Origin of the sequence: Rhodococcus sp. USK13, from assembly GCF_018343855.1 — a bacterium.
GTDB classification, from domain to species: domain Bacteria; phylum Actinomycetota; class Actinomycetes; order Mycobacteriales; family Mycobacteriaceae; genus Rhodococcus_F; species Rhodococcus_F oxybenzonivorans.
Map to the genome: position 1 here is coordinate 99,036 of NZ_CP069242.1, position 24,350 is coordinate 123,385.

The following is a 24,350-nucleotide window of genomic DNA, read 5'->3' on the forward strand; positions in this document are numbered from 1 at the left end:
CTAACGAAAACTCCGGCCTCGGGAGAGCAGAACGCAGCTGCGCCCCGCGAGGTCGGTCCAGCATTGTGCTGGAGCGCTCACGCCCGCGTTCCGACGACGACGGTGGCGCTGAGCTCGGCGGCGGACTCGACTCGCGCGCTCAACCCCGCGTCGGTGAGGGCCTGGACGGTCCGTGTTGCCTGGCTCTCACTTGTTTCGATCAGGAGGTGACCGCCGGGGGCGAGCCAGTGCTGCGCCCCGGCCGCCACTCGCCGCTGAATGTGCAGGCCGTCGGCACCACCGTCGAGTGACACGCGCGGCTCGTGCAGTCGCGCCTCGGGGGGCATCAACCGAATCTCCTCGGTCGGCACATACGGGGCGTTGGCCACCAGAACTTGGACCTGTCCGCGCAACGAAGCAGGCAACGGGTCGTAGAGGTCGCCCTCGAATACGCGCTCCGCGGGCATGTTACGACGAGCGCAGCGGACCGCGGCAGGGTCGATATCGACCGCATACAACTCGGGGGAGTCGATGAGGGCGGCGAGCGCAGCCCCGACCGCTCCCGACCCACAGCACAGGTCGACCACCACAGCGCCATCATGCATCGAAGCCGCCGCTCGGTCGACGAGGAATTCGGTACGACGGCGAGGCACGAACACCTCGGCGTCGACCGCTATTCGCAGACCACAGAACTCGGCCCAGCCGAGCACGTGTTCCAGTGGCACACCGGAAACGCGCCGCTGGACCATCGACACGAGGTTCATCTGATCACTCGCGGCCGCGAGGATCAACCGCGCTTCATCTTCGGCGAAAACGCAGCCGGCAGAGCGCAATTCATGAACGAGAGCATCTTCGAGGGAAACTGACATGAGAGTGCCTTTCGGATTGCCGATGGGCGCTCTCTCGGCCACCTTAGGTCGGCACCACCGCGCGGTCGCGGGGTGAGAGCACCCGGACTGAACTGACGAACACGGGTCTCACCTCCTCGAACCACTCCAACTGGAGAGGGCAACACTACCTGCCGGGCACCCAGGCGAACAGGCGAACGCCGCGAACACACACCGCGTGCGCTCGCCGCACGGACGATACGATCGTCGCCGCACCAGCCCTCGAAAGGACTCCGTCACCACATGCGCCGCACTCTTGCTCTGACCGCCCTCACCCTCTGCTCCGCGACATTCCTGGCCGCCTGCGGTGGGGACAGCGCCGATTCCGCGGCACCGGAGTCGAGCACGACCTCCGCCGCTGCCAGGACCACCGCCGCCTCCGCACCGGGGAAGCGCATCTTCGCGGTCGCCGACGACCCCGCCACCGCCGCCGATTACCTGACCTACCTGAGGTCGATGAACCAGAACGTCGCCAACGACGAGACCGCGGTGCACCAGGCCGGCGAAATCTGCACCGCCCTCGACGCAGGCAAACCCCTAGACCGGGTGCGCGACGAGTGGACACCCATGCTCTCCGCCGACGGCGTCTACTACTACATCATCGGCGCCATCACCAGGTACTGCCCCGACCACGAGGGCGTCCTCAACTGAGGGCGCTTCGCGCCCCGTGAGTGGTTAACGAGTCTCTGCACTCGTCAACCACTCACGGGCGGCGGAGCCGCCACTGTGGGAATACCTGCACACCGCCGGTGTTACACCTCGTATGGTAGTTGAAGAATCAATTACACGAGTACGAGGAGACACCCGATGCCTGCCGTGACTGTCGACAACATCCTTGCCCTGCCGCGTATCGACGCCCCTGCTCCAAGCGCCGTCGACCGGCCGGTCCGCTCCCTGACCACGGCTCCGGTCGGGTACGAGGGCGAGGGCTTCCCCGTTCGCCGCGCCTTCGCCGGCATCGATCTGGCTGCGCTGGACCCCTTCATCCACATGGACCAGATGGGTGAGGTGAACTACGCGCCCGGCGAGCCCAAGGGAACCCCGTGGCACCCGCATCGTGGGTTCGAGACCGTGACCTACATGATCGACGGAATCATGGAGCACCAGGACTCCAACGGGGGCGGCGGCACCATCGGCGGCGGCGACACGCAATGGATGACGGCCGGTGGTGGCATCCTCCACATCGAGACCCCGCCCGAGCACCTGGTCATGAGTGGTGGGCTATTCCACGGCGTCCAATTGTGGGTGAACCTGCCCCGCGACAACAAGATGGCCGCACCCCGCTATCAGGACATCACCGGGCAGAAGGTGGCCCTGCTGTCCTCCGCCGACGGCGGCGCCCTGGTGCGGGTCATCGCGGGCGAGGTGGACGGACACTCCGGCCCCGGCTCGACATACACCCCGATCAGCCTGGTCCACGCGACCGTTGCCCCCGGAGCGAGCCTGACGCTGCCGTGGAATCCGGAATTCAACGCCCTTGCGTACGTCCTCGCCGGTGATGGTCTGGTCGGTTCGGAGCGCAGGCCGTTCCGGATGGGGCAGACCGCCGTCTTCGGACGCGGCGACACCCTCACCATCGCCGCGGCAGACACCCAGGACTCGCGCACCTCCTCGCTGGAGGTTTTCATCCTCGGCGGCAAGCCGATCCGCGAGCCGGTGGCCATGGCCGGACCGTTCGTGATGAACACGAAGGCCGAGGTAATGCAGGCGTTCGAGGACTTCCAGGCCGGTCGCCTGGGATCCATTCCCGCGGCGCACGAGACGCTGGGCTAGGTCCGGCCCGTCGCGGCGATCCAGGCAGGTGAACGCCGGGCTGCGGTGTTCACCACGTCTTCAGGGACGCCGGATCCTCGCGTCGATGCGGCGGATTCGGAGATCGTTCTGCGGTATGCGGAAGGTCTCGATCACCCGCACGGTCACGAGGGTTCGGCCGAACAGTCCGGCGTCCAGGAGATAATCGGCTGTGACCTCGTCCCCGGCCACCGACCACGCCACCTCACGAACGGCGCGGATCAGACGGAACTGCGGACCTCGGGACAGACTGCGGCGCAGATGGTTTCCGGAGAACGCCGTCTTGATTCCCGCCTCGTAGCGGACTGCCCGGGGATCGAGGGGCACCGCGTTCCCATCGTGACCGACCAACGCATCCAGGTACGCCTGGGCCACCTCGACCTGAGTGTTCATGTCAGTAGTCGAACATTTCGGCCGCGGCGAGCACCAGCATTTGCGCGTCTTCGCAGTCACGCGCCGTTGCCGCCACCGAGGCGGTCAGTCTGTTGCCGCGTCGGACAATTTCGCTCATCGGGCTGTGTGGAACGTTGGTGTCGACAACGTCCCCGGGATAGAAGTAGTAATGGCATTCGAGCGCGTCCTCGAAGAAGGCGAACGACTCTCCGTCGATCTCGACCGCCTCCGGTCCCCCGGTCCGCGGCGGTGGGGTGGACAGGGCGAACCGCACGGACGCCTCGTCACCGCGTCCGAGGGTCAGGCGGCACTCGTACGGCCGACTGCCCGGGGCGAACGTCGCGATCTCGGGTTCGGTCACGTTTTCGACCACCCGGCACGGGTCTTGCTGCGCCAGTGGAATATTCGTGGTACCCCGCGGAGCCGCATGCAGCCTGGCCGTCACCGCCGCGAGGACGGCGCTCGCCTCCGCGCAGTCGTCACCGGCAGCCGGCCTCACCACACCGGCAGCTCCGTCGAGATAGGAGACGTGACCCCAGCGCGCCGGCGCGGCGACTCCCGGAACCGGCGGCAGCGAGAAGTAGAGCGTGCACGTACCGGGCAGCGGCGACAGCGCCGGGCGCACCTCGATGCCACTGGCGGCGGGGCCGCGGCCGACTCCCTCGGACGGTTCACGCTCCCCCACCACGACTTCGATCCAGGACGGATCGACCGGTGTACCGCCGGGCGGGATCACCTCGGCATGGCACGTCGACAGGTCGCCTGCCGGACCGTATGCGGTGATGACGCCCAACGACGCCACCCCGGCCGCGTCGAGCAATCCGCACGGTTCGACGGCTCTGGCCGCCGCAGCCACCGCGAGCTCTGCGCGGACGAAGTCGCTGACAGGCCGGCCGTAGACCGGTGCACCCACCCCGACGACACGCGGCGAGCCGTCCACGTTCACCCCGCAGGACAGGGCACACGCTGCGAAAACGATGACGAGAACCACCGGAGTGACCCGCGAGATGTGACGCACTGCACCTCCCTCGCTCGACGTGTCGAACGGCGACACATCCGGAAACGTGCCGAACCCCTACACACGGAGAATAGGCTCAGGAGTAGAGTGCTCGTTATGCATCGCGCACTTCTCCTTGGTTGCCGCGACGGGGTCTGATCCAGACTGGCTTCCCGTCGCGGGGTTCTCGTGCGCCGGTCGACACAGCCGTTGGACTCACAAAGTCCGCAACGAATCTGGAGATCAATCCCATGTCCCCCGCTGACGCTTTCACCACCGGAACGCGCACCATCACGCCGCCTTCCAAGCCTGCTCCCGCCGACCAGCCGGCGTGGAACACCCAGAAGAACTCGTCGATGCCGACGTTCCGGTATCGCTCGTTCTCCGAAGAAGTGGAACCGGTGTCGCTGCCGGACCGCACCTGGCCCGACAAGACCATCGACCGCGCCCCGCAATGGTGTGCGGTCGATCTCCGCGACGGCAACCAGGCCCTGATCGATCCCATGAGCCCCGCCCGCAAGCGGCGCATGTTCGAACTGCTCGTGCGGATGGGGTACAAGGAGATCGAGGTCGGATTCCCATCGGCCAGCCAGACGGACTTCGACTTCGTCCGCGAGATCATCGAGGACGGCGCCATCCCGGCTGACGTCACCATCCAGGTGCTCACGCAGTCGCGCCCCGAGCTGATCAAGCGCACGTTCGAGGCGTGCGAGGGCGCCGAGAAGGTGATCGTGCACTTCTACAACTCCACCTCCATCCTGCAGCGCCGAGTGGTATTCAAGGCCGAGCGCGACGTCATCAAGAAGATCGCCACCGATGCGGCCGCTCTGGCCCTGGAAGAGGCGAAGAAGTACCCCGACACGCAGTGGCGCTGGGAGTACTCGCCCGAGTCGTACACCGGTACGGAACTCGAGTACGCCAAGGAGGTGTGCGACGCCGTCACCGAGGTCTTGCAGCCCACCCCCGAGAACCCGGTCATCCTGAACCTGCCGGCCACCGTCGAGATGGCCACGCCCAACGTGTACGCCGACTCGATCGAGTGGATGCACCGCAACCTGGCCCGCCGCGACTCCGTCATCCTCTCGCTCCACCCCCACAACGACCGCGGCACGGGTGTCGCGGCCGCGGAGCTGGGCTATCAGGCGGGCGCCGACCGCATCGAGGGATGCCTGTTCGGCAACGGTGAGCGCACCGGCAACGTCTGCCTGGTCACGCTCGGCCTGAACCTGTTCACTCGCGGCGTCGACCCGCAGATCGATTTCTCGAACATCGACGAGATCCGCCGCACGGTGGAGTACTGCAACCAGCTGCCCGTCCACGAGCGCCACCCGTACGGCGGCGACCTCGTGTACACCGCCTTCTCCGGCAGCCACCAGGACGCCATCAACAAGGGCCTCGACGCCATGAAGATCGACGCCGACTCCCAGGACGCCGACGTCGACGACATCCAGTGGGCGGTTCCCTACCTGCCGATCGATCCCAAGGATGTGGGCCGCACCTACGAGGCAGTCATCCGCGTCAACTCGCAGTCGGGCAAGGGTGGCGTCGCGTACATCATGAAGGCCGACCACGGGCTGGTGCTGCCGCGCCGGCTGCAGATCGAGTTCTCCCAGGCGGTCCAGCGGATCACCGACGGCGAGGGCGGCGAGGTGTCCCCGAAGGAAATGTGGGACGTCTTCCACGAGGAGTACCTCGCTCCGATCACCCCACTGGAGCGGATGAAGCAGAAGGTCACCGCGTCCGAAGAGGACGGCGGCACCGACTCCATCACCGCAACGGTCAAGGTGAACGGCAAGGAACAGGAGATCTCGGGTTCGGGCAACGGCCCGCTCGCCGCGTTCGTCGACGCGCTCGCCACCATCGACTTCGATGTCCGGGTGCTCGACTACTCCGAGCACGCGATGTCGGCAGGTGACGACGCCCAGGCCGCTGCGTACGTCGAGTGCGCCGTTACCGCGCCCGACGGCCGGAGCACGGTGGTGTGGGGTGTCGGTATCGCCACGTCGATCACCACGGCGTCGTTGCGCGCCGTCGTCTCGGCGGTCAATCGCGCTCACTGACCGATTCGTCCGTATCGCCGCGAGTGCGCCCCGAGCGCGCTCGCGGCGTTCGCGTTTTTCCGGGCCTCTGCGCCGGCGGACCGAACCGCTCGGTAACTTGACGTGAAAGTGCGTTGCGGCGTGACGTTTTCGTCGTCCGCCCCGAAAATCACGACGTGACAATGCGTTACAGGTAACTTCTTGAACACTTGACAAACCGAACGTGACCCTCGCTGAAGTTACGCGCGGGTACAAAAAATCGACGTTATGCTCCAGTTCCCGGGCATCGGGTCCTGCAGAGTGGCAGGACCCGATGATCGCATTCGGGGCACCTCTGGAGGGGACAAGTGGGTTGTGCAGGGGTGCGTGTGTCCGCGAAGGCGGCACCCAGTCCACGGCGGATATGGCCTTGGCCATCGAAACACTCTGCGGATCAATGAGTTTTACGGAAACGGAGCGCTAACTGATGTTCAAGCGAATAGCGATTGTCAATCGCGGCGAGGCTGCGGTCCGCCTGATTCGAGCCGTGCGTGAACTGAATGCCGAGCACAACTACGGCATCACGACAGTTGCACTGCACACCGAGGCGGAGCGCCGCGCGATGTTCGTGCGCCAGGCCGATGAAGGTGTGTGCTTGCGCACAGTCAAGAGCGGAACGGCCTACCTCGACCACGCCGAACTGGCCCGCGCCCTGCGCGAGAGCAAGGCCGACGCCGTGTGGGTGGGCTGGGGCTTCGTGGCCGAGGATCCCGCTTTCGTCGAGGTGTGCGAACAGCTGGGTATCACCTTCATCGGTCCGCCCGCTGAAGCGATGCGTCTGCTCGGTGACAAGGTGGAGGCCAAGCTCCTCGCGGAGAAGGTGGAGGTCCCGGTCGCACCGTGGAGTGGTGGACCCGTCGCCACCCGCGCCGACGCACGTCGCCACGCGCAGGCGATCGGTTACCCGCTCATCATCAAGGCCCGCAGTGGTGGCGGTGGCCGCGGCATCCGCAAGGTGTGGTCCGAGGACGAACTCGAACTCGCGCTCGAGCGCACGCAGGGTGAGGCCCAGCGGTCGTTCGGCGACCCCGTCGTCTTCATCGAACGGCTGGTCACCGATGCGCGCCACGTCGAGGTACAGGTCATTGCCGACAACTTCGGCAACGTCTGGGCTCCGGGTGTGCGTGACTGCTCCATTCAGCGCAAGAACCAGAAGGTCATCGAGGAGTCCAGCTCGCCGCTCCTCACCGCAGAGCAGTCGAATCACCTCCGCACCGTGTCGAGCGAACTCGTGCGTGCAGCCGGATACCGCGGCGCGGGCACTGTGGAGTACCTCTACCAGCCGGAGCAGAAGACCTTCACCTTCCTCGAGGTGAACACCCGGTTGCAGGTGGAGCACCCCATCACCGAGGCCACCACGGGAATCGACCTGGTGAAGTTGCAGATCCTCGTGGCCAGCGGCGAACCCCTCGTGGGTGACTGCCCGCCCGAGTTCGGCCACGCCGTCGAAGCCCGGCTCAACGCCGAAGACGCCGCCAACGGATTCGCACCCGCCCCCGGCGCGGTGCAACTGCTCAAGTTCCCGCTCGGCAGTGGCCTGCGGGTCGACACCGGCATCGCGCAGGGCGACGTCATCCCGCCCGACTACGACTCCATGGTCGCCAAGGTCATCGCCTGGGGACGCGACCGCTCAGAGGCACTGGCCCGGCTGCGCACGGCGCTGCGAGAGACCACGGTCGTGCTGCGCGGCGGCACCACCACCAAGTCCTTCCTGCTCGACCTGCTCGACCGCGAAGAGGTCATCACGGCGTCCGCCGACACCGGCTGGCTGGACCGCACCGACGCGGGCACGTCCAACGTGCCGTCCCGCACCGCTGATGTCGCGTTGATCGCCGCCGCCATCGACGTCTACGACGCCGAGGAGAAGCTCGAGCGTCAGGCATTCCTCTCGTCTGCCCGCGGTGGGCGACCCCGCGCCGGACACGCCATCGGCCGCAAGGTCGAGCTCAGCTACCAGGGTCAGGCGTACGGACTCACCGTCACGCAGGTCGGCGCCCACCGTTATCGCGTCGACGGGGACGCCCCCGAGACCGAGGTCGAGGTGGACCGGCTCAGCGAGTTCGAGAGCCGCCTGGTGATCGGCGACCGCCGCCACCACGTCGTCTCCGTCGCGGGACGCGCCCAGTACCTCGTCGAGGTCGACGGCATCAGTCACCAGATCAGCCAGGACGAGGCCGGCGTCGTACGCGCCCCCGCCCCGGCCGTCGTGGTCGCGGTGCCGGTGTCCGTCGGTGACGAGGTCGAGGTCGGCGCCACCTTGGTCGTCCTCGAGAGCATGAAGATGGAAACCGCGGTCCGCGCGCCCGTCGCCGGCCGCGTCCGGGAAGTGCTGGCCATGGTCAACTCGCAGGTGGACGCCGGAACGGCGCTGCTGCGGGTGGAGGAAAGCTCCGACGAGTCCACGGCGCAGCAGTCGCCCCGCGTCGAATTCGATCTCGGCGCCCCCGCACCCCACGGTGACCCGCGCCTCGATGCCCTTGCGCAGATCGATGCGCTCGGCGCGCTGCTCACCGGGTACGACGTCAGCGCGAAGCGGGCCGGCGTGCTGCTCGCCCAGTACGAGAAGCTGCGGGCGCAGATCGCCGGCGATCCCGACCTCGTGCAGGCCGAGCTGGCGCTGCTCACCACGTTCGCCGACATCTGCGAGATCGGCCGTAACCGTCCGACAGTGGCCGAAGAAGACGGCGACGAGCGGGTGCACAGCCCGCGCGAGCATTTCCACACCTATCTCCACACCCTGGACGTCGAGCTCGAGGGGCTTCCGGAGTCCTTCCAGATCCGGTTGTCGCGCGCTCTGCGCCACTACGACGTCACCGATCTCGAGCGCACCGCCGAGCTCGAAGAAGCGGTCTACCGCCTCTTCCTCGCGCAGCAGCGGATGGACAATCAGGTTCCCGTCATCGCCGCACTGCTCGACCGCTGGCTCAACGACGGCAACGCACCCGGCCGCGCCCCGAGCGGACTCGGTGAGGTGCTGGACCGGTTGATCGTCGCCACCCAGGTCCGCTACCCGGTGATCGGCAACGTCGCCCGCAACGTCCGCTTCCGCTTCTTCGACGAGCCGCAGATCCGCAAGGCCCGCGAACAGGTGTACGACGGTGTCCGCGGCAGCCTCGAGTACCTCGCCGAGCATCCCGGCGCCGACGACTACCAGGAACGTCTCGAAGCGCTGGTCGCCACCCCGCAGTCGCTGACCGAGCTGCTCGGACAGCGCATCGCCCGCAAGAGCGCCACCGTGGGCCCGCTGCTCGAGGTGGTCACCCGCCGCTACTACGACATCCGCACGCTAGAAGACGTCGCAGCGTTCGATCGTGGCGGACGGCACTTCGTCACCGGCAACTTCGACCTGCTCGGGGAGCGTCTGCACCTCGTGTCGGCCGTCGCCGACTACGCCGAACTGCCCGGTGCGCTCACCGAAATCGGTGACGTCGCCTCGGAGACCCCCGACAATCTCGTCCTCGACCTGTACCTGTCGTGGTCCGAGCCGCCGGCCGATCCCGACACGATGTCGGAGGACCTGCGCAAGACGCTGGCGACGCTGCCCCTGATCGCCTCCTGCCGCCGAGTCACGGTGTCCGTCTTCGGTGGCGTCGGCATCGACGTCCGCAAGTTCACCTACCGGCCGGACGCGGGTGTGCTCGCGGAAGAGACACTGATCCGGGACATGCACCCGCTCACCGGTCAGCGCTTCGATCTGTGGCGCCTGAAGAACTTCGAAGGCACCCGCCTGCCCGCGGCGGCGGACACGTTCCTGTTCCACTTGGTGTCGCCCGAGAACCCCACCGACGAGCGCCTCATCGCACTCGCCGAAATCCGCGACATCACCCCCGTCCGCAACGAAGACGGCCAGGTGATCGGCGTTCCCGCTGCCGAGCGCGTGCTCCAGTCCTGCCTCGACGGCATCCGGCGAGCTCAGGCGGCCCGTGGCAGCAAGCGCAAGCTCGACGCCAACCGCGTCGTGCTGTACGTGTGGCCGAAGATCGACGCTCCGGTGGAAGACCTGCAGGAATTCGCGCGGGTCGCGGCCCCGCTCACCGCGGGCGCCGGACTCGAGGAGATCACCGTGATCGCCCGGCTCCAGGGCCCGGCCGGAACGGAGTCGCAGGAGAAGGCACTGCGATTCTCCTACCGCACCGGCAGCGGCGTCGTCGTCAAGGTCACCGACCCGCCGACCGAGCCGCTGCAGCCGCTCGACGCGTACACCCAGAAGGTCCGCAGTTCCCGCGCCCGCGGCACCGTCTACCCGTACGAGTTGATTCCCCTGCTCACAGGTCGCGACGGAACCTTCGTCGAGCACGACCTGGACGAGTCGGGCCGACTGGTTCCGGTGGACCGTCCGTACGGACAGAACCGCGCCGGCCTCATCGTCGGTCTGGTCACCGCCCGCACCGAACGGCACCCCGAGGGCATGACCCGGGTCGCGCTCTTCGGCGATCCGACCAAGGCGCTGGGCACCGTCGCCGAAGCCGAGTGCGCGCGTCTCGTGGCGGGCGTCGACCTGGCCGAGGAGCTGGGTGTGCCGGTCGAGTGGTTCGCGTTGTCGTCCGGGGCGACGATCTCCATGGACAGCGGCACCGAGAACATGGACTGGGTGTCCCGCGGCTTGCGTCGCATCATCACGTTCACACAGAACGGTGGCGAGGTCAACGTGATCGTGGCCGGCATCAACGTCGGCGCGCAGCCCTACTGGAACGCCGAAGCCACGATGCTGATGCACACCAAGGGCATCCTCGTGATGACGCCCGACAGCGCCATGGTGCTCACCGGTAAGAACTCGCTCGACTACTCCGGTGGTGTCTCGGCCGAGGACAACTTCGGTATCGGTGGCTACGACCGCGTCATGGGACCCAACGGCGAGGCGCAGTACTGGGCTCCCAACCTGCCCGCGGCCTGCCAGATCCTGTTCGCCCACTACGACCATGCGTATGTGGTTGCCGGGGAACGATTCCCGCGTCGGGCACACACGGCCGACCCCATCGGCCGTGACGTGCGCACCTTCCCGCACGTCCACCCGTCGAGCGACTTCACCACGGTCGGTGACATCTTCTCGGCAGAGACGAACCCGGAACGCAAGAAGCCGTTCGACATTCGCACCGTGATGCGGGCGCTCGTCGACCAGGACCACCAGGTGCTGGAGCGGTGGGCCGACATGGCGGACGCGGACACGTCCGTCGTCATGGACGCGCACCTGGGCGGTTACCCGGTGAGTGTCATCGGCATCGAGTCGCGGGCCATCGCCCGTAAGGGATGGTCGCCGGCCAACGGCCCCGACCAGTGGACCGCCGGAACGTTGTTCCCGCAGTCGTCGAAGAAGACGGCGCGGGCAATCAACGCCGCCAGCGGAAGCCGTCCCCTCGTCGTGCTGGCCAACCTGTCCGGCTTCGACGGGTCCCCCGACTCGCTGCGGCACATCCAGCTCGAGTACGGCGCCGAAATCGGCCGCGCCATCGTCAATTTCGACGGCCCGATCGTGTTCTGCGTCATCTCCCGCTACCACGGCGGCGCGTTCGTCGTGTTCTCCGGGGCGCTCAACGACAACATGGAAGTCCTCGCCGTCGAGGGTTCCTTCGCGTCGGTGCTCGGTGGCGCGCCCGCCGCGGCCGTGGTGTTCACCCGCGAGGTCAACTCGCGGGTGGCCGCCGACCCGACGATCCGGGAACTCGAGGCCAACCTGGCCGGCGCCCAGACCGACGCCCAGCAGGCTCACCTGCGCGTCGAGCTGGCCGCCCAGCAGGCTGCGGTCCGCAACGAGAAACTCGGTGAAGTCGCCGCCGAGTTCGAGGCCGTGCACAACATCCAGCGCGCGCAGCAGGTCGGCTCCGTCGACGCGGTCATCCCCGCCGTCGAACTCCGCCCCTACATCATCGGTGCCGTCGAGCGCGGTATGCGACGAGCGGTGGAATCAGCGAGCTAGAACGACGCGACACGGCCGCGGCACCTTCCGGTGTCGCGGCCGTTTCGTGTACTGGGCCATACCCATTTCACCTGTTTCGGATGACGCGGGCGGTGCCGGAAGCTGCGATAGTCGGCGCAGACTTCCTTCGACTGTGTGAAATGGAGCGCTGCAATGGACTCGTTCTGGGACTTCCTCTGGGTAATCATCACCACGTTCGCCTTCGTGGCCTACCTGATCCTGCTGTTCTCCATCATCACCGACCTGTTCCGCGACCATAAATCGTCGGGCTGGGCCAAGGCCATCTGGATCATCTTCCTGTTCATCGTCCCGTTCCTGACCGCGCTGGTGTACCTGATCGTCAAGAGCGACGGCATGGCGCAGCGGTCGATGGCCGCGGCTCAACAGGTCAAACAGGCGCAGGACAGCTACATTCGCGAGGTCGCAGGCAAGTCGTCGGCGGAGCAGATCGCGGACGCGAAAGCTCTGCTCGATGCCGGAACCATCAACCAACAGGAGTACGAGACGTTGAAGGCGAAGGCGTTGGGCTGACCACTGGCCCACTTCCCGAGGGGGACCCGCTTTCGAGCGGGTCCCTTTTGTCGTGTCAGTCCGTGACCTCCGCCGCGACGTCCCGGAACGCCTGAAGCACCGTTGCGACGGCAGGAATGGCATCGGCCGCCGGGCGACGAGCCAGTTCGTAGATGCGGGCCGCCCGGACACCGGCGAGGGGCAACCGAACCACCGACGGGTGGGTCACGGCATGGCGGGCCAGCAGCGCGACGCCGTGCCCGCCGGCCACCAGTTCCTCGATGACCCGGAAGTCGTTGATACGCATCACCACCCGCGGCTGTACTCCGGTTGCCGCGGCCACCGACATCAGGACGTCGTCGACGGGGAATCCGCCGCGCACGCTGATCCAGCTCTCGTCGGCCAACTGTTCCGGTCGCACCGAGTTCTACCCCGCGAAACGATGACCGGGCGGCAGGATCAGATCGATCGGCTCACGCATGAGCGGTTCGGCAGTCACCCGCGGCGACGACGTGTCGACGGCACGCTCGTCCCGGTGTGTGAGAACCACGTCGTAGTCGGCGAGCAGCGTCGGCACTGCCGACGACGGCAAATCCTCGTCGCGCGGCTGCACGTCCACGCCGCTTCCGGCGAGGACGTCGAGCAGCCGGGGCAGCAGCAACGCGGCGCCGGACGGAAACAGCGCCACCCGGACGCGGCCTCGCGGCGACCCTCGGTAGGCGTCCATCTCCGCTGCTGCCCGGTCCAGGGCGGCCAGGACGTCGTCGGCCCGCACCACGAGGGCCTGTCCGGCGTCGGTGAGCCTCAGGCGCCGGCCGTCGGGTTCGAGCAGGGTCACGCCTGCTTCCCGCCCCAGGATCTTCAATTGCTGCGATACGGCGGACGGAGTCATCGACAACGCCGCGGCAGTGGCGGCCACCGTCCCTCGGTCCGCCAGCTCACGCAGAACTCGCAAGCGGGTCGCATCCATAAAGTAAAACTACATGGACAATGCACTATAAAGTGCTTGTTCTGATGGTTCGGCACACTCACGATGGAGCACATGACCACCCGCGATCGGCTCCTCGGACTTACCGTCGTCGTGTTGTGGGGTCTCAACTTTCTCGCCATTCGCGCCGGTCTCGATCACTTCCCGCCGTTCTTCTTCGCGGCAGTACGCTTTCTCCTCATCGCGATCCCGGTGATCTTGTTCGTTCCGCGGCCGCAGGTCCCCACCAAATGGCTGCTGCTCTACGGCACCGGCTTCGGAGTCGGGCAATTCACGTTCCTGTTCTGGGCCATGCACGTCGGGATGCCTACCGGGCTGGCGTCACTGGTCTTGCAGTCGTCGGCGCCGTTCACCGTCGTACTGGGTGCAATCCTGCTCCGCGAGCGACTGCGGCCGGTGCAGGTGGGCGGGCTCCTCGTGGCGATGTCGGGGATGGCGCTCATCGGCTGGGACCGGTCCCAGCACGCCGCCCTCCTCCCCGTGGTTCTGACGTTGCTCGCCGGCCTGTCGTGGGCGCTGGGCAACCTCGGAAACCGGAAGGCGGCCTCCGACCAGCCGATGCGGCTGATGCTGTGGATGTGCGTCATTCCCCCGCTGCCCATGCTCGCACTCTCGTTCGCGGTCGAAGGACCCTCGTCCGGCTGGGACGCGCTGACGTCTTCGCTGCACGGTGACGGCCCGCTGGCGCTCGCCGGACTCGCCTACATCGTGATCCTCGGCACCATCGCCGGCTCCGGCCTCTGGACGGCTCTGCTCAGCCGCTATCCGGCCGGCACCGTCGCGCCGTTGTCCCTCCTCGTTCCCGTTGTCGGCATCGGGGCAGCGTGGCTGGTGCTGCACGAGGAACCGAGCGTCGTGTCGCTGATCGGTGGAGCGGTGGTCATCGCCGGTGCGGCAGCCACCCAGGTGAGCGGCAAGGCACGCCAGGACCCATCTCCGCACGTCCGTCCACCGGCGCGAGTCGGCGTCTGACCGGACCCTGTGCAAAACTCGCGGAGTGAGTACTGGAACTGGGATCACGACACGCGGCAAGGTCGCCCTCCGGGCAGCAGCGGCCGCCTCCTGGGCATCGCAGAAGGCGGGACGCGGCAAGGGCTCGATGATCGGCGGATTGATCGCCCTGAAGATCGACCCCACGCTGATGGAACAACTCGGCCGTAGCCGCCGCACCGCGGTGATCACCGGCACCAACGGCAAGTCGACCACAACCCGGATGACGGCCGCCGCGCTCTCGACCCTCGGCGAGGTGGCCAGCCAGGCCGACGGCGCCAACATGGACGCCGGGATCGTCGCGGCCCTGAGCAACCGGGTGCACGCACCCCTCGCCGCACTCGAGGTCGACGAACTGCACGTCCCCCATGTCAGTGACGCGGTCGATCCCGAGGTCCTGGTGTTCCTCAATCTGAGCCGCGACCAGCTCGACCGCGTCGGCGAGATCAACATGATCGAGCGGAAACTCCGCGCCTGCGTCGCCGCGCATCCCGAGGCCACCGTCATCGCCAACTGCGACGACGTTCTCGTCACGTCGGTGGCCTACGACGCGAAGAACGTCGTCTGGGTGGCAGCGGGCGGCGGTTGGGCCAGCGACGCCGCCAGCTGTCCGCGCACCGGTGAACCGATCGTCTGGGAAGGACCGCACTGGCGCAGTACCGGTTCCGACTTCGCGCGCCCCACCCCCGACTGGTGGCTGGACGAGGAGAACCTCTACGGGCCGGAGGGCCTGAAGATTCCCATGACGCTGGCATTACCCGGCCGCGCGAATCGAGGCAACGCTGCCCAGGCAGTGGCCGCCGCAGTCGCGATGGGCGCGAAAGCGGAGGACGCGGTCGCCGCCGCAGCCACCGTGCAAGAAGTGGCCGGCCGCTACAGCACCGTCGAAGTCGGGCCCCATTCGGTCCACATGCTGCTCGCCAAGAACCCGGCCGGCTGGCAAGAGGCGCTGTCGATGATCGACCCCACCGTCGACGGACTGGTGATCGCCGTCAACGGTCAGGTACCCGACGGTGAAGACCTCTCGTGGTTGTGGGACGTGCGTTTCGAGCACTTCGAAGGCGTCAAGGTGGTGGCCGCCGGCGAACGCGGTACCGACCTCGCCGTGCGCCTCACCTACGCGGGCGTCGACCACACCCTCGAACCGAATCCTCTGCGCGCCATCGCTTCCTGCCCGCCGGGACGTGTCGAGGTACTCGCCAACTACACCGCATTCCGCGACCTGAACAACGCCATCGCGAAGGAGGCGCGCAATGTCTGACTCCACGGTGCGCATCGGACTGGTACTCCCCGACGTCATGGGCACCTACGGCGACGGCGGCAATGCGCTCATCCTGCGGCAGCGACTGCGCATGCGCGGATACGACGCCGAGATCGTCGAAATCACGCTGAACGACCCGGTCCCCGAATCGCTCGACGCCTACACCCTCGGCGGCGCCGAGGACTCGGCCCAGCGGCTCGCGACCCGCCACCTCACCAAGTATCCCGGACTCCAGAAGGCCGCCGAACGCGGTGCCCCCGTGCTCGCGATCTGCGCCGCCATCCAGGTACTGGGCAACTGGTACGAGACATCGAGCGGTGAACGCGTCGACGGTGTGTCGATGCTCGACGTCACCACCTCCCCGCAGGCCACCCGGTCCATCGGCGAGGTGATCACCAAGCCCCACCTCGACGGCCTGACTCTGCCGCTCACGGGTTTCGAAAATCACCGCGGCGGAACGACTCTCGGCCCCGGCGCGCGCGGCCTCGCCCGCGTGACTCACGGCGTCGGCAACGGGGTCGGAGATGGACAAGAGGGCGTCGTCCAGGGTTCCGTGATCGGCACGTACATGCACGGACCGGCGCTGGCCCGCAATCCCGAACTCGCCGACCTCATCTTGAAGCGAGCCCTCGGAGTCGACGAACTCCCCACCCTCGACCTCCCCGAAGTCGAGCAGCTGCGCCGGGAACGCCTGCGCGTGTAATCCAGCGGGAGTAGTCCCACGCTATGCCGATCGAACCCTCTGACCCGGGACGGGTCCGAGGGCGGTTTCCTGTGCCGACAATGCCGTCCATTCATCGTTCTGCACTGCGACGATCCCGGATCTCTCGGGCACGCTCGGGCGGCAGAAATCACACACAGCCTCTCCACAGGCTGTGGATAACCGTCAGTGATGCCACTTGATGCAACCTCAGGGTTGCAGAAGTCGAATGTGCGTGCAACCATTGAGTTGCAGAAGCCGCGCGAAGGAAGGTAATCGACATGGATTCGACGAGCATCACCCGAAGCGTTGTGATCAGCGCCCCGCGATCGACAGTCTGGGCTGCCATAACCGACGCCGACAAGGTCGCCCAGTGGTTCGGACAGCAGGCCGAGATCGACCTCGCCGTGGGCGGCAGAGCAGAGTTCACCTGGGACGGGCACGGAACGTCCCGTGCGATCGTGACCGAGGTCGACGAGCCGAACTGCTTCGGTTTCCGCTGGGCGGCCGACAGAGACACCGATCCCGTGGAAGGCAATTCGACACTGGTCCGGTTCACCCTCACCGAGCACGAGTCGGGAACCGAGCTGACGGTGACCGAGACTGGATTCGACACCCTCGACCGCGACGCGGACGCACGGAACCAGCAGCGCGAAGGCAACATCCAGGGCTGGCACGCCGAACTCGACGAACTGGTCGCCTACCTGCATGGCGTCAAGGCATGACCGTGGGCACCTATACCGAACTCGCTTCGGTGTTCGCGGCCCTGTCCGACGAAACCCGCTGGGAGATCCTGACCGAGCTCGGACGGGCAGATCATTCCGCGTCGTCCCTCGCCACCCGACTGCCGGTGTCGAGGCAGGCGATCGCCAAGCATCTCACCGCCCTGCAGGCCTGTGGGTTGGTCGAATCGGTGAAGGTGGGTCGGGAGGTCCGCTATCGGGCGCTCGGCGCCGAACTCGGCAAGACAGCCCGGGCGCTGGAGCGAATCGGTGCCGAGTGGGACCGACGGCTGGCAGCCATCAAGAACATCGCAGAAACGATGTAAGGACCCCAGACAGGGGTTCGGCCGGGAATGCTTCTGCATTCTCGGCCGGATCTCTGCTTCACGAGTTTTCTCTGCTCACAGGTACATTTCCTCGATCCGCACTGCTTACGATACCCCCGAGTGATCTACGTCACAAGAGGTTCCATCGCATTTTTTTGCGACCTGTCATGACCTGGCAACGCGAGCGAGACGGCGAACACCAAGACGGCCAACACCGCGCACACGCCGTACGCCAGCGAGAATGACCCCGAAGTGGCGGACCCGCCCACCACGCCGGCCGCGAGAACCGTCGCGACCACTGCGCTGCACATGGTGGTGCCCATCGTCCGCAGCAGGACGTTCACACCATTGGCCGCGGCCATCTGCGTCGCGGGCGCGGCGCGCACGATCAGCATCGGCAGCGTGCTGTAGACCAGTGCCGTGCCGATGGCCGCGACACCCAACGCCGTGATCACCAACCACAACTCCTTACCCGGCACAGCATGTAGCGAGTAACCGGCAACGAGACACACGGCGCCGGCGAGGATCGTCACCTTGGACCCGAACCGCGCGGTCACACTCGCTCCGACCTGGGCGAAGACGATCATCGACAGACTGGTGGGCAGCTGGCACACCGCAGCCTGCAGGATCGTCAGCCCGTATCCGGCTCCACTCCGCGGCGCTTGTAGCAGCTGCGTCGTGATGAGCGCGTTGCCATAGAAGGCGAACCCGACGAGAAGTGCGGTTCCGTGCGGCAGGAGAACCGACCGGCGCGCAGAGACTCGCAGGTCTATCAGCGGATTCCGGTTACGCAACTGCTGGTAGCCCCACAACGCGAACAGAAACACCGAAGACGCGAACATGCCCAGCACCGCGGGACTCGACCAGCCCCACGAACTGCCCTGTGTGATCGGTACCAGCAAGCTGACCAGTGCGGCCGTCAGCCCGACCGCGCCGACCCCGTCGAAGCGTCCGCCGGAGCGCACCGCCGATTCGCGGATGAACAACGCCGCCGACGTGGTGACCGCCAACCCGATCGCAGCGATCACCCAGAAGAGAACGTGCCAATGGGAGTACTCGGCGATGGCAGCCGCGAACGGAAGACCCAAGGCCGTGCCGATGCCGAGGGTGGAACTCATCATCGCGATTGCGCGGTGCACCTTCTCCGGCGGCAGTTCGTCGCGGAGGATCGAAATACCGATCGGGATAACCGCGCCGCCGACACCCTGCAGTCCGCGCGCGAATATCAGCAGTCCGATGTCGGAGGTCACCGCGCACAGCACTGCGCCCAGCGTCATGATGACGAACGCCACCATCAGCATTCGCTTTTTCCCATACATGTCCGCGAGGCGCCCGAAAATCGGAGTGACCACCGCGCCGACGAGCAGAGTCGCCGTGATCAGCCAGGACACTGACGTCGTCCCGGCGCCGGTGAATGCCGGCATGCTCGGGAGCAGCGGCACCATGACCGTCTGCAGTACAGCTTGGAACACTCCGGCGAAGGCGAGAATGGGCAGAACGAATCGGGATCCAACTGGGAGGGACTGCGGCTCAGCCGCCGTTCGTGCCGACGACGCCCGCGGCATCGAAGACAACGGCCGTGGCAACGAAATCGTCACGCGTCACCCCCGCACTGTTGGTAAATGGCTGTTCACCACTTTAGGTGAACAGTCATTTACCACGCAAGCCGAACTGTCAGGGGTCGAGCAGCTGCTGCACCAGGGGGGCGTAGTGCGCCACCACCTCCTCCGGCGAACCGGAGGCATACTCCTGCATCATTTTGCGGCGCATAACCGCGAGACCGGTCAGCATCGACATCACCAGTTCCGCGCGCAGCCGCGCATCCGGACCGGTCAAGCGTGTCGCCAGCGCATCGATCATCTGCGAGGAGTAGTTGGCGCGCAGCTTGCGGCCCCGCTCCTCGCTGGCCCCGCTCATGAACAGAATGTTCAACGACAGCGGTTTGTACGATTCCATCGGGCGCGCAAACATCGACACCATCCGCTCGCCCAGCCCGTCCAGTGGGCCATTGAATATCATGTCGGCGGCCCCCCGGAAATCGACGAGGGTGTCGAACAACTGCTCTTTGGACCCGAAGTATTTGATGATGAGCGGGGCGCTGACCCCCGCATCGTCGGCAATGTCCTTGAGAGTGATCTCCCGATAGGGTCTGGTGGCGAATGCCCGCCCCGCCGCATCAACGATGAGCGACCTCGACTGCTCGGCTGTGCGTTTCGCAGGTGCGGTCGCGGTGCGTTCGGGCATCGCGGTCGGCTCCGACGTCACAGTGTGCGTCTTCCGGACAACGCTCGGCCCAGGGTCAGTTCGTCGGCGAACTCGAGGTCGCCGCCCATCGGCAGCCCCGATGCGAGCCGGCTGACCGTCAGCCCCGGAAAGTCCCGAAGCATGCGCACCAGATACGTGGCGGTGGCCTCACCCTCGGTGTTGGGATCGGTGGCGATGATGACCTCGGAGACGTCGACGCCGTCCTCCTGATTCGCGATGCGCCCCAGCAACTCTCGAATGCGAAGCTGGTCGGGGCCGATACCCGACAGCGGGTCGAGGGCACCCCCGAGCACGTGATAGCGACCCTTGAACTCACGGGTCCGCTCCACCGCCTGCACGTCCTTCGGTTCCTCCACCACACAGATCACCGTGCGGTCCCGGCGGGGGTCGGCGCAGATCCGGCAGTACTCCTTGTCGGATACGGTGCCGCACACCACGCAGAACTGAACGCCGTCACGGACCCGCTCCAAGGCGTTCTCGAGCCGCTGAATCTCGGAAGGTTCGACGCTGAGCAGGTGAAACGCGATGCGTTGGGCACTCTTCGGCCCGACACCGGGCAGCTTGCCGAGTTCGTCGATCAGGTCCTGGACCGGGCCCTCGTACACGCCGGACCTCTAGAAGCCGGGAAGACCGGGCAGGCCTCCACCCAATCCGCCCGCCAGCGGACCGAGCTTCTCCGCCGCGATCTGCTGCGCCTTGTTCGACGCGTCCTCGATGGCGCCGATCACCAGGTCCTGCAACGTTTCGACGTCGTCGGGGTCGACGACCTTGGGGTCGATCTTCAGACCGACTACTTCACCTGTGCCTTTGACGGTCGCAGTGACGAGTCCACCACCGGCCTGCCCGGTGACCTCGGCTTCGGCCATCTCCTGTTGCGCGGCCATCAGCTGCTGCTGCATCTGCTGTGCCTGCGCCAGAAGCTGCGACATGTCGGGCTGTCCACCTGGTTGCACTGACGTGGTCCTTTCTGCGGTTACCCTGCCAGCGTAGACGGTCGCCGTCGGGGTGGCCCCACGCCGACGAACCAGGCAGCACGCACCACCTCACGGGCAGTCGTGAGCGACCTCATCCCCCTGCCCGGCAGGCGCCGGGCAGGAAGGGACGGTCAGGCGAGTTCACGCTCCAGGTTGGCGAGCACCGTTGCCTGGATCTTCTTCAGGCCAAGCGGGGCGAAGGTCTTCTCGAAGAAGCCGCCGATTCCGCCCGCGCCCTTCCATTGCGTGGTGGTCGTGACGGTCGAGCCGGACCCGCTCGGTGCGACCACCCAGGTGGTGACGAGCGAAGAATTGGCATCCGTCTCCGTGATCGTGTCGCCGGCCACGGTGACGGTCGCCTTGATGTCACGCGACCGCTTCTCGGTGGCCTTCAACGTCCACTGCGCCACGGTGCCGGTGCCCTGCCCGCCCTCGAGAACGCGGTAGTCCCGGTACTGCTCCGACAGGATGCGTGGACGCACCGTCTCGTAGTCCGACAAGGCCGCGAGCACCTTCTCCGGCGTGGCTGCGACGGTAATCGAACTGCTCGCGCTGACCTGGCCCACTGTTCTGACTCCTCTAGTACGGTTCGTACGGCATCTTCCCTCACCATCCTGCCTCTCGAATGCGGACATCGGTGACGGCGCAGCAATCGATTGTGAGCTAGGTCACCGGATCGCTGTCACGACCCGCGCGTTGGTGAGACATTTGTGTGAATCTTCGGCCCACCGCGGCGATATGCGTGGCTTCAATCCGCGGAGAGGGATAGCGTCAGGGTGTGGCTGCCTCTTCGGTTGAACTACTGAAAAGCATGCGGGAGGGTGGACGCCCCTCCCGTGCGCATCGCACATCGCCCCTGACCGGGATCGATGCTCACCGCGCCGGTGTCGAACGGTTACTCGCGTCGTATCGCGCGATCCCTTCGGACGCCGACGTACGACTCGCCAAGAAGACGTCCAATCTGTTTCGGGCTCGCGCACACACCACCGCCCCAGGACTCGACGTCTCCGGCCTCGGCGGGGTCATCTCCGTCGATCCGCAGGCGCAGACAGCAGATGTCGCCGGGATGTGCACGTACGAGGACCTCGTGGACGCCACCCTGCCGTACGGGCTGGCACCGCTGGTGGTTCCGCAGCTCAAGACAATCACACTGGGGGGCGCGGTAACCGGCCTCGGGATCGAGTCGACGTCGTTCCGCAACGGTCTGCCCCACGAGTCCGTGCTCGAGATCGATGTTCTGACCGGCAGCGGCGACATCATCACCGCCACGCCGGAGGGCCGGCATTCCGATCTGTTCTGGGGTTTCCCCAATTCGTACGGCACACTGGGATATTCGACCCGCCTGCGGATCCAGCTCGAGCCCGTCAAACGGTATGTGGCACTGCGACACCTGCGTTTCGACTCACTCGACGAGCTGCAGTCGACGATGGACCGGATCGTCGGCGACCGGACCTACGACGGAATTCCCGTCGACTACGTGGACGGCGTGGTGTTCACCGCCTCCGAAAGCTATCTGACGCTGGGCAACCAGACCGACGAGGGCGGTGCGGTCAGCGACTACACCGGTCGCAACATCTTCTACCGGTCCATTCAGCACGCTTCGGTGAACCATCCCAAAACGGACAAATTGACCACCCGAGATTACTTGTGGCGGTGGGACACCGACTGGTTCTGGTGCTCGCGTGCGTTCGGCGCGCAAAATCCGACGATCCGCAGGTTGTGGCCCAAGAAGCTTCTCCGTAGCAGCTTCTACTGGAAGCTCATCGCGCTCGACCACAAGTACGACATCGGTGACCGTCTCGAGAAGCGGAAGGGCAATCCCCCACGTGAGCGGGTCGTGCAGGACGTGGAAGTACCCATCGAGCGCACCGCCGACTTCGTTCGATGGTTTCTCGACGAGATCCCCATCGAACCGTTGTGGTTGTGCCCGTTGCGCTTGCGTGAACCTGCGCCCGCCGGAGCGTCGTCGCAGCGACCGTGGCCTCTCTATCCTCTCGAACCGAAACGCACCTATGTGAACATCGGCTTCTGGTCGTCGGTGCCCATCCGGCCCGGAGAGCCCGAGGGGGCGGCCAACCGGCTCATCGAGGACAAGGTCAGCGACTTCGACGGACACAAGTCCCTCTACTCTGATTCCTATTACTCACGAGCGGATTTCGAGCGCCTCTACTACGGCGGCGATCGATACACCGAACTGAAAAAGCACTACGATCCCGATTCCCGGTTACTGGACCTCTTCTCCAAGGCGGTGCAACGTCGATGACAACTCTGAAAGCTCCCCGCACACAAGACCGGAAGCTGACCATCGCGGAGATTCTCGAGACTCTCTCCGACGGCATGCTCCCGTTGCGGTTCACCGCATACGACGGCAGTGCCGCCGGACCCGAGGATGCGCCCTACGGCCTGCACCTCAAGTCCACCCGCGGAACCACCTACCTGGCAACCGCCCCCGGCGATCTCGGGATGGCCCGGGCCTACGTGTCCGGCGACCTCGAAGCACGCGGCGTCCACCCCGGCGACCCCTACGAGATTCTCCGGGTAATGGGTGACGAACTGCATTTCCGTCGTCCGTCGGCGCTGACGCTCGCGGCCATCACCCGTTCGCTCGGGTGGGACCTCCTACGGCCCATCGCCCCTCCCCCGCAGGAGCATCTCCCGCGGTGGCGTCGCGTCGCCGAAGGCCTGCGGCACTCCAAGGCGCGCGACGCCGAAGTGATCCACCACCACTATGACGTCTCGAACACCTTTTACGAGTACGTCCTCGGTCCCTCCATGACGTACACGTGCGCGTGCTACGAGAACACCGAGCAGACCCTGGAAGAAGCGCAGGACAACAAGTACCGGCTGGTGTTCGAGAAGCTCGGCCTCCAGCCCGGTGACCGGCTGCTCGACATCGGGTGCGGCTGGGGTTCGATGGTTCGGTACGCGGCCCGGCGCGGCGTCAAGGTCATCGGCGCCACCCTGTCGCGCGAGCAAGCCGAGTGGGCGCAGAAGGCCATCGCCGAAGAGGGCCTGTCCGACCTCGCCGAAGTCCGGTTCTCCGACTACCGCGACGTGCCCGAAACCGGCTTCGACGCCATCTCGTCGATCGGTCTCACCGAGCACATCGGCGTCGGCAACTACCCCGCCTACTTCACCCTGCTGAAAGACAAACTGCGGGAAGGCGGGCGACTGCTGAACCACTGCATCACCCGCCCCGACAATCGCAGTCAGGCGCGCGCCGGTGGCTTCATCGACCGGTACGTCTTTCCCGACGGCGAACTCACGGGCTCCGGACGCATCATCTCCGAGATCCAGAACGTGGGCCTCGAAGTCCGGCACGAGGAGAACCTGCGCGAACACTACGCACTCACCCTCGCCGGGTGGTGCCAGAACCTCGTCGACAACTGGGACGCCTGCGTCGCCGACGTGGGTGAAGGAACCGCACGCGTGTGGGGCCTCTACATGGCCGGGTCGCGTCTCGGGTTCGAACGCAACGTCGTGCAGCTGCACCAGGTCCTCGCCGTCAAGCTCGGGCCGAAGGGTGAAGCGCATGTCCCGCTCCGCCCGTGGTGGTCCTAGGCGGCTCCGCCGCC

The 24,350-nt window shown here is 66.4% G+C and carries 20 protein-coding genes and 1 pseudogene; 12 read left to right on the forward strand and 9 right to left on the reverse strand.

The window, feature by feature from the left end; all coding sequences use genetic code 11:
- Positions 1-77 precede the first annotated feature (77 nt).
- Positions 78-848, reverse strand: coding sequence for a putative protein N(5)-glutamine methyltransferase (locus JQT59_RS03180; protein ID WP_213574507.1), 771 nt, complete (start codon positions 846-848; stop codon positions 78-80).
- Positions 849-1,109: 261 nt separating this feature from the next.
- Between JQT59_RS03180 and JQT59_RS03185 the strand changes: the two genes are divergently transcribed.
- Both JQT59_RS03185 and JQT59_RS03190 read left to right on the forward strand, forming a co-directional pair.
- A complete protein-coding gene (locus JQT59_RS03185) occupies positions 1,110-1,517 on the forward strand; it encodes a DUF732 domain-containing protein (protein ID WP_213574509.1) in 408 nt (135 codons plus the stop codon).
- Positions 1,518-1,673: 156 nt separating this feature from the next.
- Positions 1,674-2,639 (forward strand): pirin family protein, encoded by a 966-nt coding sequence (locus tag JQT59_RS03190; RefSeq protein ID WP_213574511.1) that lies wholly within the window; start codon positions 1,674-1,676, stop codon positions 2,637-2,639.
- Positions 2,640-2,699: 60 nt separating this feature from the next.
- On the opposite strand, the gene JQT59_RS03195 is transcribed toward JQT59_RS03190, so the two are convergent.
- Together JQT59_RS03195 and JQT59_RS03200 are read right to left on the reverse strand one after the other, a co-directional pair.
- Positions 2,700-3,050: a DUF8021 domain-containing protein gene (locus JQT59_RS03195; protein WP_213574513.1), complete on the reverse strand. Its 351-nt coding sequence runs from the start codon at positions 3,048-3,050 to the stop codon at positions 2,700-2,702.
- Between the two features lies 1 nt (position 3,051).
- A complete protein-coding gene (locus JQT59_RS03200) occupies positions 3,052-4,068 on the reverse strand; it encodes a hypothetical protein (RefSeq protein ID WP_213574515.1) in 1,017 nt (338 codons plus the stop codon).
- A gap of 230 nt (positions 4,069-4,298) precedes the next feature.
- Here JQT59_RS03200 and leuA point away from each other — a divergent pair, with 230 nt between their 5' ends.
- From leuA to JQT59_RS03215, 3 genes are all read left to right on the forward strand, one after another.
- Positions 4,299-6,107 carry a 2-isopropylmalate synthase gene (gene leuA, locus JQT59_RS03205; protein WP_213574517.1) on the forward strand — a complete coding sequence of 603 codons (1,809 nt, stop codon included), beginning with the start codon at positions 4,299-4,301 and terminating at the stop codon, positions 6,105-6,107.
- 445 nt (positions 6,108-6,552) lie between these two features.
- Entirely contained in the window at positions 6,553-12,039 is a 5,487-nt protein-coding gene (locus JQT59_RS03210; RefSeq protein ID WP_213574519.1) for an ATP-binding protein, read from the forward strand.
- A gap of 153 nt (positions 12,040-12,192) precedes the next feature.
- Positions 12,193-12,570 (forward strand): SHOCT domain-containing protein, encoded by a 378-nt coding sequence (locus JQT59_RS03215; RefSeq protein ID WP_109326276.1) that lies wholly within the window; start codon positions 12,193-12,195, stop codon positions 12,568-12,570.
- Between the two features lie 55 nt (positions 12,571-12,625).
- On the opposite strand, the pseudogene JQT59_RS03220 reads toward JQT59_RS03215, so the two are convergent.
- Positions 12,626-13,519 (reverse strand): annotated as a pseudogene (locus JQT59_RS03220) (LysR family transcriptional regulator).
- A 72-nt stretch (positions 13,520-13,591) separates the two neighbouring features.
- Here JQT59_RS03220 and JQT59_RS03225 point away from each other — a divergent pair.
- From JQT59_RS03225 to JQT59_RS03245, 5 genes are all read left to right on the forward strand, one after another.
- Positions 13,592-14,509: an EamA family transporter gene (locus tag JQT59_RS03225; RefSeq protein ID WP_213574521.1), complete on the forward strand. Its 918-nt coding sequence runs from the start codon at positions 13,592-13,594 to the stop codon at positions 14,507-14,509.
- A 25-nt stretch (positions 14,510-14,534) separates the two neighbouring features.
- The gene (locus JQT59_RS03230; RefSeq protein ID WP_109326273.1) at positions 14,535-15,788 is read left to right on the forward strand and encodes a Mur ligase family protein; all 1,254 of its coding nucleotides are present in this window, start codon (positions 14,535-14,537) and stop codon (positions 15,786-15,788) included.
- The gene (locus JQT59_RS03235; protein WP_213574523.1) at positions 15,781-16,491 is read left to right on the forward strand and encodes a type 1 glutamine amidotransferase; all 711 of its coding nucleotides are present in this window, start codon (positions 15,781-15,783) and stop codon (positions 16,489-16,491) included. Before JQT59_RS03230 ends, JQT59_RS03235 begins: the two co-directional genes overlap by 8 nt.
- Positions 16,492-16,769: 278 nt before the next feature.
- Positions 16,770-17,213 (forward strand): SRPBCC family protein, encoded by a 444-nt coding sequence (locus JQT59_RS03240; protein WP_213574524.1) that lies wholly within the window; start codon positions 16,770-16,772, stop codon positions 17,211-17,213.
- Positions 17,210-17,536 (forward strand): ArsR/SmtB family transcription factor, encoded by a 327-nt coding sequence (locus JQT59_RS03245; RefSeq protein WP_213574526.1) that lies wholly within the window; start codon positions 17,210-17,212, stop codon positions 17,534-17,536. The genes JQT59_RS03240 and JQT59_RS03245 overlap by 4 nt, the downstream gene beginning before the upstream one ends.
- Positions 17,537-17,661: 125 nt before the next feature.
- Here JQT59_RS03245 and JQT59_RS03250 read toward each other — a convergent pair whose 3' ends face one another.
- From JQT59_RS03250 to JQT59_RS03270, 5 genes are all read right to left on the reverse strand, one after another.
- On the reverse strand, positions 17,662-19,134 hold the full coding sequence (locus tag JQT59_RS03250) for an MFS transporter (RefSeq protein WP_213574528.1): 1,473 nt from the start codon (positions 19,132-19,134) through the stop codon (positions 17,662-17,664).
- Positions 19,135-19,210: 76 nt separating this feature from the next.
- Positions 19,211-19,780, reverse strand: coding sequence for a TetR/AcrR family transcriptional regulator (locus tag JQT59_RS03255; protein WP_109334819.1), 570 nt, complete (start codon positions 19,778-19,780; stop codon positions 19,211-19,213).
- Positions 19,781-19,797: 17 nt separating this feature from the next.
- A complete protein-coding gene (gene recR, locus JQT59_RS03260; RefSeq protein ID WP_109326261.1) occupies positions 19,798-20,406 on the reverse strand; it encodes a recombination mediator RecR in 609 nt (202 codons plus the stop codon).
- Positions 20,407-20,415: 9 nt separating this feature from the next.
- Positions 20,416-20,754, reverse strand: coding sequence for a YbaB/EbfC family nucleoid-associated protein (locus JQT59_RS03265; RefSeq protein WP_109326260.1), 339 nt, complete (start codon positions 20,752-20,754; stop codon positions 20,416-20,418).
- 152 nt (positions 20,755-20,906) lie between these two features.
- On the reverse strand, positions 20,907-21,341 hold the full coding sequence (locus tag JQT59_RS03270; protein ID WP_213574530.1) for an SRPBCC family protein: 435 nt from the start codon (positions 21,339-21,341) through the stop codon (positions 20,907-20,909).
- A gap of 245 nt (positions 21,342-21,586) precedes the next feature.
- Between JQT59_RS03270 and JQT59_RS03275 the strand changes: the two genes are divergently transcribed.
- A complete protein-coding gene (locus JQT59_RS03275) occupies positions 21,587-23,038 on the forward strand; it encodes an FAD-binding oxidoreductase (RefSeq protein WP_159926819.1) in 1,452 nt (483 codons plus the stop codon).
- Positions 23,035-24,336 (forward strand): class I SAM-dependent methyltransferase, encoded by a 1,302-nt coding sequence (locus tag JQT59_RS03280; RefSeq protein WP_109326246.1) that lies wholly within the window; start codon positions 23,035-23,037, stop codon positions 24,334-24,336. Before JQT59_RS03275 ends, JQT59_RS03280 begins: the two co-directional genes overlap by 4 nt.
- Positions 24,337-24,350 lie beyond the last annotated feature (14 nt).